Annotated in this window: 15 protein-coding genes; 7 read left to right on the top strand and 8 right to left on the bottom strand. The window is 47.8% G+C overall.

Features of this window, described 5'->3' with window-relative positions; all coding sequences use genetic code 11:
- Positions 1-241 precede the first annotated feature (241 nt).
- Entirely contained in the window at positions 242-868 is a 627-nt protein-coding gene (gene trhA, locus PRUTH_RS18625) for a PAQR family membrane homeostasis protein TrhA (RefSeq protein ID WP_151174297.1), read from the top strand.
- 23 nt (positions 869-891) lie between these two features.
- Here trhA and PRUTH_RS18620 read toward each other — a convergent pair whose 3' ends face one another.
- Entirely contained in the window at positions 892-1,194 is a 303-nt protein-coding gene (locus tag PRUTH_RS18620; protein WP_151174182.1) for an MGMT family protein, read from the bottom strand.
- Positions 1,187-2,071, bottom strand: coding sequence for a LysR family transcriptional regulator (locus tag PRUTH_RS18615; RefSeq protein ID WP_138587412.1), 885 nt, complete (start codon positions 2,069-2,071; stop codon positions 1,187-1,189). Before PRUTH_RS18615 ends, PRUTH_RS18620 begins: the two co-directional genes overlap by 8 nt.
- A 124-nt stretch (positions 2,072-2,195) precedes the next feature.
- Here PRUTH_RS18615 and PRUTH_RS18610 point away from each other — a divergent pair, with 124 nt between their 5' ends.
- Both PRUTH_RS18610 and PRUTH_RS18605 read left to right on the top strand, forming a co-directional pair.
- Positions 2,196-3,275, top strand: coding sequence for an efflux RND transporter periplasmic adaptor subunit (locus tag PRUTH_RS18610; protein WP_151174181.1), 1,080 nt, complete (start codon positions 2,196-2,198; stop codon positions 3,273-3,275).
- Positions 3,276-6,347, top strand: coding sequence for an efflux RND transporter permease subunit (locus PRUTH_RS18605; RefSeq protein WP_151174180.1), 3,072 nt, complete (start codon positions 3,276-3,278; stop codon positions 6,345-6,347). It abuts the gene before it with no gap.
- Positions 6,348-6,391: 44 nt separating this feature from the next.
- On the opposite strand, the gene PRUTH_RS18600 is transcribed toward PRUTH_RS18605, so the two are convergent.
- From PRUTH_RS18600 to PRUTH_RS18585, 4 genes are all read right to left on the bottom strand, one after another.
- Positions 6,392-6,979, bottom strand: a complete 588-nt coding sequence (locus PRUTH_RS18600; protein WP_151174179.1) for a GDSL-type esterase/lipase family protein — start codon at positions 6,977-6,979, stop codon at positions 6,392-6,394.
- Positions 6,976-7,860: a 23S rRNA pseudouridine(2604) synthase RluF gene (gene rluF, locus PRUTH_RS18595; RefSeq protein ID WP_151174178.1), complete on the bottom strand. Its 885-nt coding sequence runs from the start codon at positions 7,858-7,860 to the stop codon at positions 6,976-6,978. Before rluF ends, PRUTH_RS18600 begins: the two co-directional genes overlap by 4 nt.
- Positions 7,861-7,923: 63 nt before the next feature.
- A complete protein-coding gene (locus tag PRUTH_RS18590) occupies positions 7,924-9,003 on the bottom strand; it encodes an ABC transporter substrate-binding protein (protein WP_151174177.1) in 1,080 nt (359 codons plus the stop codon).
- A 44-nt stretch (positions 9,004-9,047) separates the two neighbouring features.
- A complete protein-coding gene (locus tag PRUTH_RS18585; RefSeq protein ID WP_151174176.1) occupies positions 9,048-10,211 on the bottom strand; it encodes a DUF418 domain-containing protein in 1,164 nt (387 codons plus the stop codon).
- Positions 10,212-10,297: 86 nt separating this feature from the next.
- Between PRUTH_RS18585 and PRUTH_RS18580 the strand changes: the two genes are divergently transcribed.
- A complete protein-coding gene (locus PRUTH_RS18580; protein WP_051034508.1) occupies positions 10,298-10,840 on the top strand; it encodes a prepilin-type N-terminal cleavage/methylation domain-containing protein in 543 nt (180 codons plus the stop codon).
- Positions 10,841-10,856: 16 nt separating this feature from the next.
- Here PRUTH_RS18580 and PRUTH_RS18575 read toward each other — a convergent pair whose 3' ends face one another.
- Entirely contained in the window at positions 10,857-12,068 is a 1,212-nt protein-coding gene (locus tag PRUTH_RS18575) for an EAL and HDOD domain-containing protein (protein WP_022946791.1), read from the bottom strand.
- A gap of 359 nt (positions 12,069-12,427) precedes the next feature.
- On the opposite strand from PRUTH_RS18575, the gene PRUTH_RS18570 reads away from it, so the two are divergent.
- The 3 genes from PRUTH_RS18570 to PRUTH_RS18560 all read left to right on the top strand — a co-directional run bounded on the left by PRUTH_RS18570 (position 12,428) and on the right by PRUTH_RS18560 (position 16,568).
- A complete protein-coding gene (locus PRUTH_RS18570) occupies positions 12,428-14,590 on the top strand; it encodes a M3 family metallopeptidase (protein ID WP_022946790.1) in 2,163 nt (720 codons plus the stop codon).
- A gap of 133 nt (positions 14,591-14,723) precedes the next feature.
- Complete coding sequence (locus PRUTH_RS18565; protein WP_130146468.1) at positions 14,724-15,644, top strand: hypothetical protein; 921 nt, start codon at positions 14,724-14,726, stop codon at positions 15,642-15,644.
- A gap of 54 nt (positions 15,645-15,698) precedes the next feature.
- On the top strand, positions 15,699-16,568 hold the full coding sequence (locus PRUTH_RS18560) for a mechanosensitive ion channel family protein (protein ID WP_151174295.1): 870 nt from the start codon (positions 15,699-15,701) through the stop codon (positions 16,566-16,568).
- 28 nt (positions 16,569-16,596) lie between these two features.
- On the opposite strand, the gene PRUTH_RS18555 is transcribed toward PRUTH_RS18560, so the two are convergent.
- Positions 16,597-17,157 carry a serine protease external chaperone gene (locus tag PRUTH_RS18555; RefSeq protein ID WP_151174175.1) on the bottom strand — a complete coding sequence of 187 codons (561 nt, stop codon included), beginning with the start codon at positions 17,155-17,157 and terminating at the stop codon, positions 16,597-16,599.
- Between the last annotated feature and the right edge of the window lie 11 nt (positions 17,158-17,168).

Genomic DNA, 17,168 nt, shown 5'->3' with positions numbered 1-17,168 from the left:
GTTGTGCCAGAACCAACAAATTTTTTAACCCCTTGTAATAACTGGACTTTTATTTTACAGCAGGCGAAGTACTAAATTAGCCATATAAAATAAAAACTATTTCTTAGCTTTTTTCACACTGCAATTAGCGATTTAAACCAACCGAGTTTTGTTCAGAATTAACACTTTTATTTGGGTGTACATGTGTACGCTGAACAGTTATAGTTGGTTCGTCGAAGCAAGTAATAATGAGTTAAAACAGATGCAAGTGAGTGGTTATTCCCCGTTTGAAGAAAAGTTAAACTGGTTAAGCCATGGTCTTGGTGCCTTACTCGCTATTGTGGCCTTGGTTGCTATGGTGCTCGTCAGCGAATCCATAACTGCTGTGGTAGCGACCAGCGTATACGGTGCCAGCCTCATTTTAATGTTCGTCAGTTCAACTCTTTACCACGCCAGTGTAAGTGACAAGGCCAAACGCGTCCTGAAAAAGCTTGACCACAGTGCCATCTACCTATTAATTGCAGGTACGTACACGCCCTTTTTATTACTTGCGCTAGGCGGATACTGGGCCTGGATAGGCATGTTTGCTATTTGGGGGTTGGCTTTATTTGGCGTGATATTCAAATTAACCGCAAAAATCCCGCGACCGAGAATTTCTTTGGCCACCTACTTGGTGATGGGGTGGATAGCACTTGCGTTTATCTATCCACTTTATCTTGCACTGCCCGGTGGCGCGATGTGGTTGTTGGTATTGGGTGGGGTATTATTCAGTGTGGGTACCTTATTTTACAGCGCCAAACATCGCCACCTCAGCCATGCCATCTGGCATTTATTCGTGCTGATTGCCTGTACCTGCCACTTTTTGGCCATTTACCTATACATTATTTAGTTGCCAATAACACACTCTCGTTGTTAGATATGCCAAGCGAAACGGCGCATATTGACCTTCCCGTCGATTACAAGCACGCCTTCGCCAAGCAGTGCTTGTTGTTGTCGTGTGAACCCATCACTGCCTTGCGCAAACGATATTTTGCCTTGGCTGTTTACCACCCGATGCCAAGGCAAGCGAGAGTCAGAGGGTAAGTTTTTCAGGGTATAGCCCACATAACGGGCATAGCCAGGTAGGCCAGCTCGTTTGGCTACTTCGCCATAACTGCATACCTTGCCTTTAGGAATGGCAGCGACCACTTGATAAATCATCGCGGCTTTATCCATGGGCTATTTCCTGCAATTTTGTCCACACATGTCGAGCTACCGGACCGTGATGACGGGAATGTCGGCGAAACGCACGAATCTGCGCGCGAAACGCGTGCTCTCTATCGCTAAGGTGAATCACTTGCAGTTGCCCGGTCGCTATTTCTTGTTGACACAAATCGAGACACATTAAGGCCCAGCCCGCCCCCGCAAGCAACATGGAGCGCAGCGCGAATATATCGTCGAGTTTCATCATCGCCGCTTGATTTAAAAACGGCATCCGCCCACTTTCGAAATGCAGATCACTTTCAAACATCGCCACACAGGGGTAACTTTGAAGCTCTCTGTAACTTATCTGAGTTTGTTGAATAAGCTCCGGTGAAGCCACAACACCCACTTCAATGTCTCCAAGCGGCAAACTTTCTAAGTCGCCGGTAGCGTGAAAAATATCAAACCAGGGGCCAATCCCTAAATCACTTTTACCGCTATTAACTTGCTCTAGCGCGGTGAATCGCCGACCACTGTCAATCTCAAACTCGGTGTGAGCAAAGGCATGATAGCAATCGCGCAGCAAAATACTGAGCTCTTCGCCAACACACACTTGCTCGTAGCTGATGCGAAACTTTGGCTCATTACCGTTGGCGAGCTCGCTGGAGAACTCACTCAATTCGTCCATATCGCGCAGCACATATTGAGCACGCCGACAAAACGCCTGGCCTTGTTCAGTGAGTGAAAACCGATAACCTTCGCGATTGACCACAGCAAAACCGACGCTCTGCTCTATTTTCTTGACCATCATCGTCAGCGCCGGCTGAGTTTTATGTAAACGCTTTGCTGCCTCACTGAGCGAGCGACACTGAGATAACACATCAAGTACTTTTAGCCATTCCAGCTTCATAACATTACCTTATGAAGTTATAAGTAATTTATAATTTTTATTTTAGTCTACGGCAAAGTAAGCTAACGCACCAGCGTGCTCTTATACTGGCATACATACACACTATTCACAGGGAGTCTCATTCATGTCTCGCAGTCTATTCGTATTAGTCTTGCTCGCGATGATTTCACTAACGGGGTGCTCACAAGAGCAACCCAAAACCGATAAAAAGCCACCCATCAGGCCGGTTAAACTCTTTACCGTGGGTCACGCTGATGAAAAGGTTATGCGTAGCTTTCCTGCCGAAGTAGTCGCCCACCAAGGCTCCTACTTAGCCTTTCGTGTCAATGGAGAGCTCATAGAATTTCCCGTGTTAGCGGGTCAGGAAGTGGAAAAAGGCGAGTTACTCGCTAAGCTCGACCCTGAAGATTTCCAGCTACAGTATGAAGAGCGCAAGGCCCGTTATGACCTGGCTCAGTCGCAGCTAAAGCGCGTAAAAACACTTTATGAGCGTAACATTGCCAGCCAAGCAGAACTCGATGAAGCAGTCGCCAACGCCCGAGTTGCCGAATCGGCATTCAATATTGCTAAAACTAACTTAGACAACTCAGAGTTAAGGGCGCCTTTCGCCGGTACCGTTGCCAAAGTATTCGTTAAGAATTTTGAAAACATTCAGGCAAAGCAAAATATTTTGCGCTTAGAAACCCGAGATTTAATGGACGTAGTTATCCAAGTACCCGAGAAGTTGGTGGCCCGCGTCAACAAGGATACCTTGTATCAACCCACGGTGATCTTTGACGGCTACCCAGATAAGGCCTATACGCTCACCATCAAAGAATACGACACCCAAGCCGACCCTGCTACGCTCACCTACAAGGTGGTATTTTCATTACCCGTGCCCGAAGATTTTAACTTGTTAGCGGGGATGAGCGGCCATGTGTATATTGATATCAGTAAAATCACCGGAAATGCCGAGTCTTGGCATAAAATTCCGGTGGAAGCGGTCTTTTCTGACTCGCAGCAAGGCCTAGCGAATAACAGCTATGTATGGATTTATAAGGATAACGCCGTGCATAAACGCCAGGTCGAGGTGGGGCAAATGCACCGAGACGGACTAGAGATACGCTCTGGCCTAAATAGCGGCGAGCAAGTGGTGGCCGCAGGCGTACACTATCTCAAAGAAGGGATGCAGGTGCGCCCGTGGCAAAAAGAGCGAGGCCTATAAATGAATCTTGCTGCATTTGCCATTGAACGCAAAGTTATTAGTTGGATGTTTGCGCTGTTCCTGCTCATTGGGGGAACGGTCTCTTACTTTTCTCTCGGACAGTTAGAAGACCCAGAGTTTACTCTGAAAAAAGCCATGGTGATTACCCTCTACCCTGGGGCCTCACCGCAGCAGGTAGAAGAAGAAGTAACATACCCAATCGAAAATGCGATTCAAGAATTGCCCTACGTCGACTATGTCACCTCCATTTCCTCTAACGGCAAAAGCCAGATTACGGTGGAGATGAAAAGCACCTATCGCAAAGAGGACCTAAGGCAAATTTGGGATGAACTGCGCCGCAAAATTAATGATGTTTCGGCATCTATGCCGCCAGGGGTGTACCCCAGTCAAGTCATTGATGACTTCGGCGATGTGTATGGTGTTACCCTTGCAGTGACCGGTGATGGCTACTCCTATGATGAGCTTAAAGACTATGTTGATTTTCTCAAGCGTGAATTGGTGCTGGTCGATGGCGTTGGCAAAGTCACTGTAGCCGGCGAGCAGCAAAGCCAAGTGATTGTCGAGGTGTCGACCCATAAGCTCGCGCAACTGGGACTCAGTCCTGAGCGCATATTTTCCCTGTTGCAAGCGCAAAACACCGTTTCTAATGCCGGTCGCGTCATGGTCGATGGCGAGTCTATTCGCCTGCATCCCACTGGCGAGTTTGACAATGTTGTTGAACTTGAACATGTGCTTATTTCTAAGCCCGGTGCCAGCGAGCTCATCTACCTCGGCGATGTCGCCAAGGTTTATCGCGAGTATGCTGAGGTGCCCTCGCATATGGTGCGCTACAACCAACAACAGGCATTATTAATAGGTCTTTCTTTTGCCAGTAACGTCAATGTCGTAGACGTTGGTCAACGTATCGATGCCCATTTAGCGGAGCTGGAGTATCAGCGCCCCCATGGCATGGAAGTCGCCGCCATTTACAACCAACCCCAGGAAGTCGACAAGTCGGTGTCCAGTTTTATTATCAGCCTGGTCGAAGCGGTGGCCATTGTTATCGTGGTGTTGCTGCTGTTTATGGGGGTCAAAAGCGGTATTTTAATTGGTGGTATTTTGCTGCTCACCGTGCTCGGCACCTTTATCTTTATGGTGCTCTTTGATATCAACCTACAACGCGTCTCCCTTGGGGCGTTGATCATCGCACTAGGGATGTTGGTGGATAATGCCATTGTGATCACCGAAGGCATTCTTATTAATATGAAGCGTGGGCAAAGCAAACTAAAGGCAGCAGTCAATATCGTTAACCAAACCAAATGGCCCTTACTCGGGGCTACGGTTATCGCCATTACCGCCTTTGCCCCCATTGGCCTGAGCTCGGATGCCAGTGGTGAATTTGCCGGCAGCTTATTTTGGGTGTTGATGATATCGCTATTACTGAGCTGGATCACCGCCATCACCCTTACGCCGTTTTTTGCTGATGTGATGTTCCGTACTCCAAAGAACAAAAACCAAGCCCAAGCAGGCGATGAAGATCCCTACCAAGGGTTTTTATTTAGTGGCTATAAGTTTATCTTGCGCCATGCCATGCATTACGGCAAAACCACTATCGTATTAATGCTGATCCTTTTAGTCGGCGCGGTGGTGGGCTTTAAATCGGTCAAACAGTCGTTCTTCCCCGCCTCTAACACGCCCATGTTTTACATAGATTATTGGCATTACCAGGGCGCTGATATTCGCACCACCAGCAAAGGTATCGCCAAACTCGAGCAGTTTTTACTCGAGCAGGAGTTGGTTGAGGAGGTCACCGCCACCATAGGTCAAGGGGCACCGCGCTTTATGCTCACTTATGCGCCAGAAAAACAATACCCTGCTTATGGTCAGCTGATTGTTCGGGTGAAGGACCGAGAAGCTGTATTGGCCATGATAGCTAAGGTGCGTGACTACGAGCGCAATCATATTGTTGACGCCAAGCTAAAGCTCAAACGCATGGAAATCGGGCCATCGACCGATGCCAAAATCGAAGCACGCTTTTCTGGCCCCGACCCTGTGGTGCTAAGACAGCTGGCTGAGCAAGCGAAGCAAATTCTCGCCAGTGACGCCGGAGCCTTTCACATTCGCGATGATTGGCGCCACCGCACAAAGCTCATCCGCCCACAGCTCAATGAGCAAAAAGCCCGCCGTTTGGGAATAAGTAAAACGGATTTAGACGAGTTACTGCTCACCAGTGTGTCGGGTAAGAAAGTGGGACTCTATCGCGACGGCACCCAGTTGTTGCCAATCATTGCCCGCTCTCCAGAAGACGAGCGTTTAAACGTTGAATCACTGCGCGACTTGCAAATCTACAGTCCAGTATTAGGCGTGTTTGTGCCAGTGACGCAAGTGGTGGATGACTTCACCGTACGCTGGGAAGACCCCCTCATCATGCGTCGCGACCGCAAGCGCACCATTACCGTGATGGCGGATCATGATTTACTTGGCGATGAAACCCCTGCGAAGTTGTTCGCCCGTGTACGTGGCGATATCGAAGCCATCCCCCTCCCCCGAGGCTATGAACTGCAATGGGGTGGCGAGTATGAGTCTGCCAACAAAGCACGCTCAGCCATTTTTGGCTCGCTACCACTGGGTTATCTAGCGATGTTCGCGGTCACCGTGTTGCTGTTTAACTCAGTGCGTAAACCTCTGGTGATCTGGGCCACGGTGCCTTTGGCCATCGTCGGTGTCAGCGCTGGCTTGCTGGCCATGGGCGCATCCTTTGGCTTTATGTCACTGCTGGGACTATTGAGCCTCTCAGGCATGTTAATTAAAAACGGCATCGTGTTGCTGGATCAAATCAATATCGAGTTAGCTGCAGGTAAAGACCCTTACGAGGCGGTGTTTGACTCTGGCGTTTCCAGGGTTAGGCCGGTTTCCATGGCGGCTATCACCACAATTTTAGGGATGATCCCGCTGCTATTCGATGTGTTCTTTAAGTCCATGGCGGTGACCATTATGTTTGGTCTCGGCTTTGCCACCATACTCACGCTAGTTGTGGTCCCGGTGCTTTATTGTAAGTTCTTTGCCATACACAGCCACCGTCGCAATGGATAATACCAGCAGTCATTAAAAAGCCAGCTTAAGCTGGCTTTTTTTTGTTAGCGTTCAACCTCTATCACATCGGCTATGGCTAACGCTAGGCGTCGATAGCCTCGGTCATTAAGATGAATAGCGTCAGATTTAAAGCGGTTATCGCCTAGTAATTCAGACAGTATATCTGCCACCAGCACCACCTGATACTGCTCGCTTAATTGTTGATACAGCGGCGCGTCAGACAAAAACAAAGACTTGGTCGGCACCGCCACAAGGATCACTGCAATCCCTTTACTTTGCGCATGCGTTATCATCGCGCCTAGGTTCGCTTTTGTTTGCCCGCTATCTTGGTTACGCAAAAAATCGTTTCCGCCTTCAAGTAACACCACCGCCTGAACCTGGTGCGTGTCGAGTGCACGTTTAAAGCGCTCAAGGCCCTGCGCTGTTTGCTCGCCAGAGACACCACTGGCTATCACTTCCAGCCCTGTTAGCTGAGCGAGTTGCTGGGGATAGGTGCTGTTTTTTGCACCCACTGACACGGTTAAACTATCACCGAACGCTAAAATAGAATCGCCAGCATGCAACGTCACTTTGTCTGATTGCGAGCAACCGGTTATAAAAACAAGCAGCACAAGGCCAATAAAGCGCATCATTTCTTTAGCCTCAATGTTCCTTTCACCCGCTTGTTTGCCTTACTTTTTGGCTTGTGTACAGGCGCTGTGCGAGCCCGAGGTACGGCTTTGCGCTTTGGTTGTGCAGTCTTCGATGTATTGGAATGTTGCTCAGAGGGCACACTGTGCTCAGTTTTAGAATGCTCTTCGGTTTTACCAGAGTCCGCTATTAGATCATTAATAGTGGCCATTTCTGCATCACTTAAATGGCGCCATTGGCCACTTTTTAGCCCGGCTAATGTCACATTCATGATACGCGTGCGCTTGAGCGTAACTACTTCATAGCCAAGATACTCGCACATACGACGAATTTGCCTATTCAGGCCTTGAGTCAGTATGATGCGAAAGCTATCCGGCCCGGTTTGCTCAACCTTACACTTCTTGGTAACAGTGCCAAGAATGGGAATACCCGCGCTCATACGCTCAACAAAGCGCCGATTTAAGGGCTTATCAACCCGCACTTCGTACTCTTTCTCGTGGTTATTCCCTGAGCGCAATATTTTGTTGACGATATCGCCCTCGTTGGTGAGGAAGATAAGCCCTTCGGAGGGCCTATCTAAACGGCCAATAGGGAAAATACGCTCGGGATAATTAATCGCTCGCACAATATTACTTTTTATTTTCTTTTCAGTGGTGCAAGTTATGCCCGTTGGCTTGTTGTAGGCGATATAGACACGTTTAGGCTTAGTTTTAAGCGCTTTACCATCAATGTGAATGGTGTCGGCATCGGTCACTTTATCGCCCATTTGTGGCGCATGACCATTTACGCTGACTCGCCCCGCACTGATCAGCGCATCCGCCTCACGGCGCGAGCAAAATCCGGTTTCACTTATGTATTTATTAAGGCGCGTAGGTTGACTCATAGTTCTACTTGTTGCTTCTTTTTCACCTGCGCATTGTAAAGCAGTTACCAACAAAAATCAGAATTAAAAGTGTTGATTGAGGATACTTTGCACATCGAAGGGGTACTCATCAAGTGTGCTGTTATGGGTTCTTGTGTAGCTTTTAAAATCAATTTGCTGCCAATTATCGGGGTCCACCAAAGGGAGGATGCGCTTGACGTTTCCCTGATGCGCGATTGCCAATTTAAAGCGCACTTCTTGAGTACTGCTTTTTGACACTGAAAAACGGTGATCATAGGCTTTGACCAAAGCCCAAGCCCCCATCAAAAAGTGTCCACCCACCGACGCCGTTTGCCTACCATCGGCTATAGCGCTCAAGGAGTCGGCCAGCCAATCAAAACCACCGATAAACATATCTTTATTGACCACTTTGCCATGTTGCTGAGCTTGTTGTGCAGCCGCCAGCGCCATGGCGTCCGAGGCGCACCAGATGATACTTAACTCAGGATAGCGCCGTAATAGTTTGGCTGTTTGTTGACGGGCAATTTCTTGCTGCCAACGACCATGCACGACTTGCACTAGTTGTCCTTGGTGGTCTGCTAAAAAGTCGCGCAATCCATTCACACGCAGGTTTGTTTCTCCTCCGTAGTGCCCCCCTATCGCCGCCACCAGCGGTGACTCTATGCCTTGCTCAACGGCTTTGTTGTGCAAAAAAGAAGCGAGTTGCTGCCCAGCGTGTTGGTTGTCATGGGACAGCTCCGCCAACCAATAATGGAAGCGCTCACCAGGCTTTTGCACAAGCTCCCGCTCTTGTTGGGACAGTGTCTCTTCCAACGTGACAAAATAAACCTCGCGCTGCTCCAGTAACTGCATAGACTGACCACTGCCGCCGGGGTAATTGATAAGCACCGCATAATCCGGCGCAGGATGAGTGGCTAAATACCGGGCGATGGCTCGATGCTGAAACTCTCGATGACCGTCGCCATAAACAATGTCTAAATTGATGTCTAAGTCCCCGGCAGCTTGCACCGCAAAAGTCTCTACTTTATGCCAAAAAGGGTCGCCCGCTGTAGATGGGTTAACAAACAGCACCCGCATTGCGCCATGTGCGCTAAAGCAAGATGACACATAAAGGATGGCAAATAAGATAACATGGTTTTTCACAGGGACTCCTTGGCTAGCGCTGAGTATAGTTTATGTTGATGGTATTAGCGCCATCGCTCTACCGCTTTGCGCCAAGCCCATTCTACGGGGCCTTGAGTAAAGATGCGCAGATACGCGTTCGCACCGAGCAATTGCACAATGATAATGGCAAAGGCCAATAGCGCGTAATGCGCTAGCGCAAAGTTTTGTGCGATATACAATCCAAAGTAATGGGTAATGACCAGCATCAATGCGCTTTGTGCCAGATAACAACTGAGCGATAAGCGCCCAACATTGGCAAGCAGCCTAATCCCTACACCAATACGTAGGCGTCTACGACTGAGCCAATGCAAGGCAATCAACGCCGTGATTGTGCCACTAATGGAGTTCGCAATAAGGCTTAGCGTTGCCGTAAAGCTATTACCATAGCTAAGATGAATGCCGCTGAGCAGTAAACAGAGCAGCAACCCAGCTCCGACAGAGAGCTTCACCTGATGTGGCCAAGGCGATGATAAAAAACCACTGCGCCATGTCGCTGCAATCAACAGCATCGCCCCTAACTCCAGCCACAGCACAGAAAATAGGGATACCAAGGTCATCAGCAGCATATTGATAGCGTTGCTTGAGCGCGTAGCTAAAAAGTGAAAGTTATCTTGATTGAGATACCCTTGGTATTGCTCGTCGTCATAGGTGAGTGCAGGTTCAATATACAACCCACTTAAGGTCAATAGCACTGCACTTCCAACAACAATAAACAGTATGCCTTGACGCAGTTGCTGTTTCGCGGGTGAATCTAACATCGTCACTAACAACAGCCCGGCAAGGGCATACCCGAGTAAGATATCCCCCGCCCACAATAGCATCCCATGCACCAGACCAATGACCGCTAAGCAATAGAGTCTGACGCGTAAATAGTGCATAGGTTCGTCGCGTGAGTCCGTGGCACGGCGCTGCCACTGGACAATTAACCCCACCACAAAGAGCGCCACAAACAGTCCCCGAAAGCGCCCATCAAGTAGTAGAACCTGTATGCCATAGAGCAGCGAGTCGACTAAATGGGTACCGGGCGGTGCGATATAACCATAATCGAAATAAATGAAAAAAGGGGCATTCAAGAACAACAAACCAAGGATAGCTAGCCCACGCAACGCATCAATTTCAGTGCGGCGCGCATCGGTGATTAATTGCCGATAATACCCTTGTTCGGCGAACAAACTGGCCTTAGACACTCCCCCTCCACGATACAAATAGCGCTGACATTGTCGATAAAAAACATTACCATAGCACGGTTGTATTTATACGCGGTATCAGTTTCATGCATTCCTTCATCTGTTGTTCCCCCTCTAATAAGCACCGCTTGCAAAAGGGTTTTACCTTGATTGAACTCATCATCGTGATAGTTATTCTGGCGGTATTGAGTATCACCGTGTTACCGCGATTTTTAAATTTACAAAATGATGCGCGCATAGCCGTACTAACCAATGCGCAGACCAGTATCGAACAGGCGAATACACTGATGCAGATGAAGGCGCAGATGCCTAGTTACCGAGCCACTGCGGTGACCGGGCGCAATGATCTTATTGATGTTGACTTAAACCGAGACGGTGTGATTGACCTCAGCGACGACAGCCCGGATGTGAGGTTGAAATGGTTTTTCTTAGATAACACCGATGTCGTCAAGCGGGTGGAATTTAGCGACGCCTTGGTATTTGAAGAACAAGGCATCGATTTTACCTATATTGGCTATGACTTTGATGACGACGGCGCGGTGCAAGATGACCAGTGCTATGTGCTTTACACACAAGCGCAATCTGCCGATCAGCCACCTACTTATGCACGCCAAACAACCGGGTGCTAAGCGCTATCGACGCGCTTTACAAATCATCGAACATTTGCGACCAGGTAATGGCCGATTGGTGTAAATTGGGCAACCCCTCATCACTGATGTTGAGCGGTACACAGGCTCTTTGCATCGCCCACCAACTACCAGATTCGTACGCTTTTACTAGCTCGAGCAGATAAAACAAGGTGTTGTTTTCCCCATTTAGCGCATTGGCAATATCATCAGGGAAAGGCAATTGCTCTACAATGCTTTGCATGGGCCTATCGAGCATAGCATCAATGAGGGAAAAGAGCCCTACAAGGAACGCGCTGCTACTGAGATGGGGGAAATAACGCTTTGCTAATAGCTCACAGAAGCGCGCGCGAATTGACGACATTTTGGTCAGCTCAAGCGGTTTTTCGTGGGCGATATGGGCGGTCACTATCAGTGACACAAAACGCCGCACCCGCAGCTCGCCTAGATACACTAAAGCTTGCTTAATGGAGTCCATACGCTCTTTAAGCGGAAACAGCCCAGAATTAATAAAGCGCAATAATTTGTAGGCTAAGGCGGTGTCTTGAGAAAACACCTCGCTGAGTTTATTGAGATTAATATTGGGCTTGAGGGTCATGCTGTAAATCATCATGATCAATGCCGAACGAGCAACACAATCGCGCTGTTTAACCATTTGCGGGCGAGCAAAATAATAGCCCTGAAAAAAATCAAAACCGCGTGCTTTGGCTTGCTCGTATTGCTCTTGCGTTTCTACTTTTTCCGCTAGGTACTTTATATTTGGATACTTTTTTAACACTGCGAGGGTTTGGTCTATTTCCTCAAAGCTGCTGTGCATAAGGTCAAACTTAATAAGCCGCACTAGCTTTAGAAACTTTTCCCATTGTGGGTGGTATTGAAAATCATCGAGCGCCAAACGAAAGCCACGGTGAAACAACTCTCGACATAACTGATAGTGCTCCTCACTGGGCTCAACAGTCTCGAGTATCTCAATCACCACTTTATCGGTAGGAAGAAACTCCCCTAAACGGGCATGTAGCGATTGCTCACCAAAATTGATCAGTGCTTTTCGCCCACCGGTGAGAAATGATAAACCTTGATTGAGCTGATTGTCATAGATCAGTTTGGCTGTCGCGGTTTTATCCTCGACATTCGGGAAGCGGTTATCTTCACCATCGCGAAACAACAACTCATAAGCAACCACCTTCTGTTGCTTGTTAAATACTGCTTGGCGCGCTACAAAAACGTCCAACCCTGCTCTCCTCGGCTACCAAATTCGCACTCAATCTTCACTACGACGCAAGTATACCCACCGCAAAAAACTTCACAATCGAACAAAAGCATAGGGTTGGAGAAGAATTTAACGCTTTACCTGAGTGTTAAGCATGGCTGAAGATGAAAAAAACACCAACAAATCGACGAAAAAGCGCAGAATTAAGGCCAAGTTACTTGTTGTCAGCACACTTTGCCAGTAATGTTACAGCCTATCAAAATGAAAGAGCCCCACCCTTCTTTTCATGATTACACAGTGCAAGTCACTGCACTCTCCCGGGGACGTGGCTTGCTCATGCGATAACTGACAACAATAACTTCCTGATAATGGAGTAAGCAATGCGTTTATCTATGATTGCCGCAGCGATTGCTGCGACTACCCTAGTTACAGGCTGTAGCGAGCAACCTGCTAACAACGAACAAAACCAAGCTCAAACCGAACAAGTAGCCAAAACCACCACTGACGCTGTACAAGAAAATCTCTTTTTAAGCCCTAGTCCATTGCAATATATGGCGCCCGAATTTGATAAGATTGATACCAGTTTATATGAGCCGGCATTTGATGCGGGGATTGAAGAGCAACGTGTTGAGATTGAAGCTATCGCTAACAATTCTGAAGCACCTACTTTTGAAAACACCTTGGTTGCAATGGAACAATCCGGCGCCATTTTGGACCGTGTACGCGCCGCTTTCAACAATCTCTCTGGTCTTATCTCAAATGATGAATATCAGCGTATCGATGCCAAAATGGCGCCGGTATTGGCCGAGCACCGTGACAATATTTATCTAAACAAGGCCCTTTTTGACCGTGTTGCTGCTGTTTATGACAACAAAGACACGCTGAATAAAGAAGACCAACGCCTGGTTGAATATTACTATAAACGCTTTGTGCGTGCGGGTGCTAAGCTGGATGAAAGCCAAAAGCAACGTATGCGCGAGATTAACTCTGAGCTTTCTAAGCTCAGCACTGAGTTTTCGCAAAATATCTTAAAGTCATTCAAACAAGACACCATCTTAGTCACCGACAAAGCGCAATTAGCGGGTTTAGCTGAAGATGAAATTGCCAGCTTAAAGGCAGCAGCGGAAAAAGCAGGCAAAGACGGCTACATGATCACCTTGGTCAACACCACCCGTCAGCCCATTCTTTCAAGCCTCGAAAATCGTGAGCTACGTGAAAAAGTGTGGCGCACGTCATCACAGCGCGCGCAACAAACCAATGGCCCAATTGCTATTAAAGAAGCGCAGCTTCGAGCAGAAAAAGCCGCTTTGCTTGGTTTTGAATCATGGGCACATTACCAGCTAGACGATCGCATGGCGAAAACGCCGGATGCAGTGTTTACTATGCTTGATGATCTTGCGCCGAAAGCGGTCGCTAAAGCTAAATCTGAAGCTGAACTCATTCAAGCAGCAATCAAAAAAGACGGTAAAGACTTTGAGCTTAAGCCTTGGGATTGGGCTTATTACGGAGCGAAGGTGCGCGCCGAGCTATATGACATTGATGCAAGCTTAGTAAAGCCTTATTTCGAAATGAATACCGTTATTAACGACGGCCTGTTCTTCGCCATGAACAAGCTTTACGGCATTACCATGAAAGAGCGCAATGACTTGCCAACCTACCACGAAGACGTGTTTGTATGGGAAGTGTTCAATGAAGATGGCAGCTCAATTGGCCTATTCTACCTTGACCCTTATGCTCGCGAAGGTAAGCGTGGCGGCGCGTGGATGAGTGCCTATGTATCGCAAAACCACCTTAAAGGAACCAAGCCTGTTATTTATAACGCGCAGAACATTCCCAAGCCAGCTGAAGGTCAGCCAACACTGATGACCTTCTCTGAAGTAACAACTATGTTCCACGAGTTTGGTCATGCCATTCACGGTTTGTTCTCCGATGTAAAATACCCATCGCTTGCCGGTACGGCCACTGCCCGTGACTTCGTTGAATTCCCGTCTCAAGCTAACGAGGACTGGAACATTGAGCCGAGCGTACTCGCTAACTATGCTAAGCACTACAAAACTGGCGAGCCTATCCCTCAAGAGCTGCTAGATAAGTTATTGAAGTCGCATACCTTTAACCAAGGTTTTGATACCACTGAATACCTAGCCGCAGCGTTGCTGGATATGGAATGGCATTCTATTGCACCGGGTACCAAGGTTGAAGACTTTGCCCAGTTTGAGCAAAACGCGCTTGAGAAACACGGCATTGATTACTACCCAGTGCCGCCGCGTTATAAAACCTGCTACTTTAGCCACATCTTTGCTGGCGGTTACAGCGCGGGCTACTACGCCTACCTTTGGACAGAAGTGTTTGCAGCGGACTCGTTCGCACATATGCAAAACGAAGGTGGCTTGACTCGTGAAAACGGTGATCACTATCGTAAAGAAGTACTCTCGCGTGGTAACAGCCGTGATTTAATGCAAAGCTACATTGAATTCCGTGGTCAAAAGCCAACCACCGATGCATTACTTAAACGCCGTGGTCTCGTGGAAGACAGCAAAGAGTAAATAAACGCTTTATAAGCGCATCATAACGCGGCCCTAGTGCCGCGTTTTTTATTGAAAAAATTCATACTCAGGTACAGGCATCCCTACTGTGGCCCTGCTATAATGCCCAGCGTTTTTCCACACCATCCAGATTATGATAAAAAAAACGCTTATTACCCTTATTTCCCTCAGTGCAATCGTCCTTGGCGGCGGCGCTGTCTGGTTGAGTTATCAGTTATATCAGAACAAGTTTGTCACTCTAGATCCACAACTTAAAGAGGTGTCGGGGATTGAGTTTGATAAACGTGGCCGCTTGTGGGCCATTAACGACAGTGGCGATGGCCCATTTCTCTATCAGGTCGATGACAAAGGCAAAGTGCAACGGCGCGTGCAAGTGGTCAATGCCAAGAACATTGATTGGGAAGACATGACCCAAAACGAATTTGGTCATTTCTTTTTAGGCGACTTTGGTAACAACGATAATCTGCGCCGCTGGCTGACAATTTATAAAATAGAAAACCCCATTGATATTAAATCTGATGAAACCAACGCAGAGATCATTAAATTCACCTACAAAGAATTGTGGGAGCAGCCGCTTACGCCTGAACGTAAGAACTTTGATTTAGAAGCCTTTGTTGAGTATCGACACCAACTGTATTTATTTACCAAAAATAGAACTCAACCATTTGATGGTAAAACGAACTTGTACCGTATTGGCAATCATGCGGGTAATTATGAAGCGCAATTTATCGCCTCGTTTCAAACCTGTACCACCGCCGAAAAGTTATGTTGGGTGACATCCGCAGCCATGAGCCCAGATAGGAAAAAGCTGGTATTGCTAGACTCCACCCATTTATGGCTGTTCGAGAACTGGCAAGGCGATAATTTTTTCTCCGGTACCATAGATAAGATCAATCTCGGTTTGGTAACACAAAAAGAAGCCGTCACGTTTTACGACAATGACACCCTGGTTATCACCGATGAGGAATTTAATGGGATTGGCCGCAATGTCTATGTTATAAAATTAACACAACAACAAAGAGAGCGTGTCAGCGATGGCTCCAAAGCCTTGTAGTATAGCGCCTCACTGACCACCTATTTAAGGAGTAATAGGGTGCTAGATAGTCCTATGCTAAAACAAATTACTGAATCCTTGGATACCGTTATATTCAGCTACGGTGGCTCCGCGTTTACCCTAGCGACCTTGATTCAAATCCCACTTATCATCGCCGGCGTGTGGCTCGTTGTGCGCTACATTGGTCGGCTTATCCATCGCCGTATTATACAAAAGCGTATGGGGCCAGATGCGGCGCTTTTATTCAAACGTATTTATTTGGTGCTGTGCATCATTATTATCATCTTTACCACCCTTGAGGTGCTTAATATTCCGCTCACCGCATTCGCATTTGTCTCAGGGGCCGTAGCGATTGGCGTCGGTTTTGGCGCACAGAATATTATAAACAACTTTATCAGTGGTTGGATCCTCATCGGTGAGCGCCCCATCCGTATCGGCGACTTTTTAGAGGTCGGTGATGCCAAGGGCGTTGTGGAAACGATTAACACCCGTTCGACCCGTATTCGCCGTAACGATGGCGTGCACCTACTGGTTCCTAACAGCCAGCTGCTAGAGAATACCGTAACCAATTGGACACTGATCGATACCATGGCGCGCACCTATGTTCGAGTTGGCGTGGCCTATGGCAGTGATGTGAATTTGGTGGCTCAGCTTATCACCGAAGTGCTAGAAGAGGTGCCCACCGTACTCAATAACCCACCCCATAGCGTTATTTTTGAAGATTTTGGCGACAGTGCGCTTATCTTCGATGCAGTCTTTTGGGTTAATGCGGAGGCCGAGTCCAACGTACGGAAAATAAAAAGCGATATCCGTTTTGGAATTTGCGCAAAATTTGCCGAACATGATGTGGTTATCTCATTCCCACAACGAGACGTGCATATTGATGGTGAGTTGAATATTCGCCAACAAAAAAGCCCCAACTAGTGGGGCTTTTTACTTCGCTTAAATATGCTTAGAAAGCATCAACGACCTTGTGTAACACTTCTACTTTGCTGGCTTTAACCAAATCAGAAGCTTGTAACTGGTCATTAAGTTGCTGCAATTCTTTGGCCGTCGCTGGCTTAACCAAAACGGTGCCATTAGCAAACTGTTGAACCATTTGTAAGTCGAAGGTGTTAAGCACTGCGTCAATATCGCCCGCAGGGATAAGCACTAAGTTGCCGCTTACTGTAGCAAATTCACCACGCAGGGAGTGGCGCATTACATCGCCTTGCCACAGCCCCTCACGGTCACTGGCTACAGCGCCATCATTGGCTTGCACATAGGCATTCGTGCCCTGCACGCTCACAGTTTTAGCCGGATCGGCTAAGTAAGCAGGTACGATACGGACATTGTCCACCTTTTCATACAGACCCACGCTGGCCTTTCGCTCTAACTTAGCGGCACTGATCGCAGGCACATCTTGAGTGCTTAGCTTATTATCTTGGTCCATAGTCGATTTTAGCGTTGTAGCATGAACTGGCGCCATAATCGCAGCGCTTAGCGCTATTGCAAGAGTTGTTAACTTATTCATTATTATGCTCC

Origin of the sequence: Pseudoalteromonas ruthenica (assembly GCF_008808095.1) — a bacterium.
Lineage (GTDB): Bacteria > Pseudomonadota > Gammaproteobacteria > Enterobacterales > Alteromonadaceae > Pseudoalteromonas > Pseudoalteromonas ruthenica.
The sequence above is the reverse complement of the archived record's forward strand: the minus strand, read 5'-3'. Positions and strand labels throughout refer to the sequence as shown.

Bases quoted from the DNA above. Each gene is read 5' to 3' on its own strand.
- trhA (WP_151174297.1), top strand. From the start codon at position 242: ATGCAAGTGAGTGGTTATTCCCCGTTTGAAGAAAAGTTAAACTGGTTA.
- PRUTH_RS18620 (WP_151174182.1), bottom strand. From the start codon at position 1,194: ATGGATAAAGCCGCGATGATTTATCAAGTGGTCGCTGCCATTCCTAAA.
- PRUTH_RS18615 (WP_138587412.1), bottom strand. From the start codon at position 2,071: ATGAAGCTGGAATGGCTAAAAGTACTTGATGTGTTATCTCAGTGTCGC.
- PRUTH_RS18610 (WP_151174181.1), top strand. From the start codon at position 2,196: ATGTCTCGCAGTCTATTCGTATTAGTCTTGCTCGCGATGATTTCACTA.
- PRUTH_RS18605 (WP_151174180.1), top strand. From the start codon at position 3,276: ATGAATCTTGCTGCATTTGCCATTGAACGCAAAGTTATTAGTTGGATG.
- PRUTH_RS18600 (WP_151174179.1), bottom strand. From the start codon at position 6,979: ATGATGCGCTTTATTGGCCTTGTGCTGCTTGTTTTTATAACCGGTTGC.
- rluF (WP_151174178.1), bottom strand. From the start codon at position 7,860: ATGAGTCAACCTACGCGCCTTAATAAATACATAAGTGAAACCGGATTT.
- PRUTH_RS18580 (WP_051034508.1), top strand. From the start codon at position 10,298: ATGCATTCCTTCATCTGTTGTTCCCCCTCTAATAAGCACCGCTTGCAA.
- PRUTH_RS18570 (WP_022946790.1), top strand. From the start codon at position 12,428: ATGCGTTTATCTATGATTGCCGCAGCGATTGCTGCGACTACCCTAGTT.
- PRUTH_RS18565 (WP_130146468.1), top strand. From the start codon at position 14,724: ATGATAAAAAAAACGCTTATTACCCTTATTTCCCTCAGTGCAATCGTC.
- PRUTH_RS18560 (WP_151174295.1), top strand. From the start codon at position 15,699: ATGCTAAAACAAATTACTGAATCCTTGGATACCGTTATATTCAGCTAC.
- PRUTH_RS18555 (WP_151174175.1), bottom strand. From the start codon at position 17,157: ATGAATAAGTTAACAACTCTTGCAATAGCGCTAAGCGCTGCGATTATG.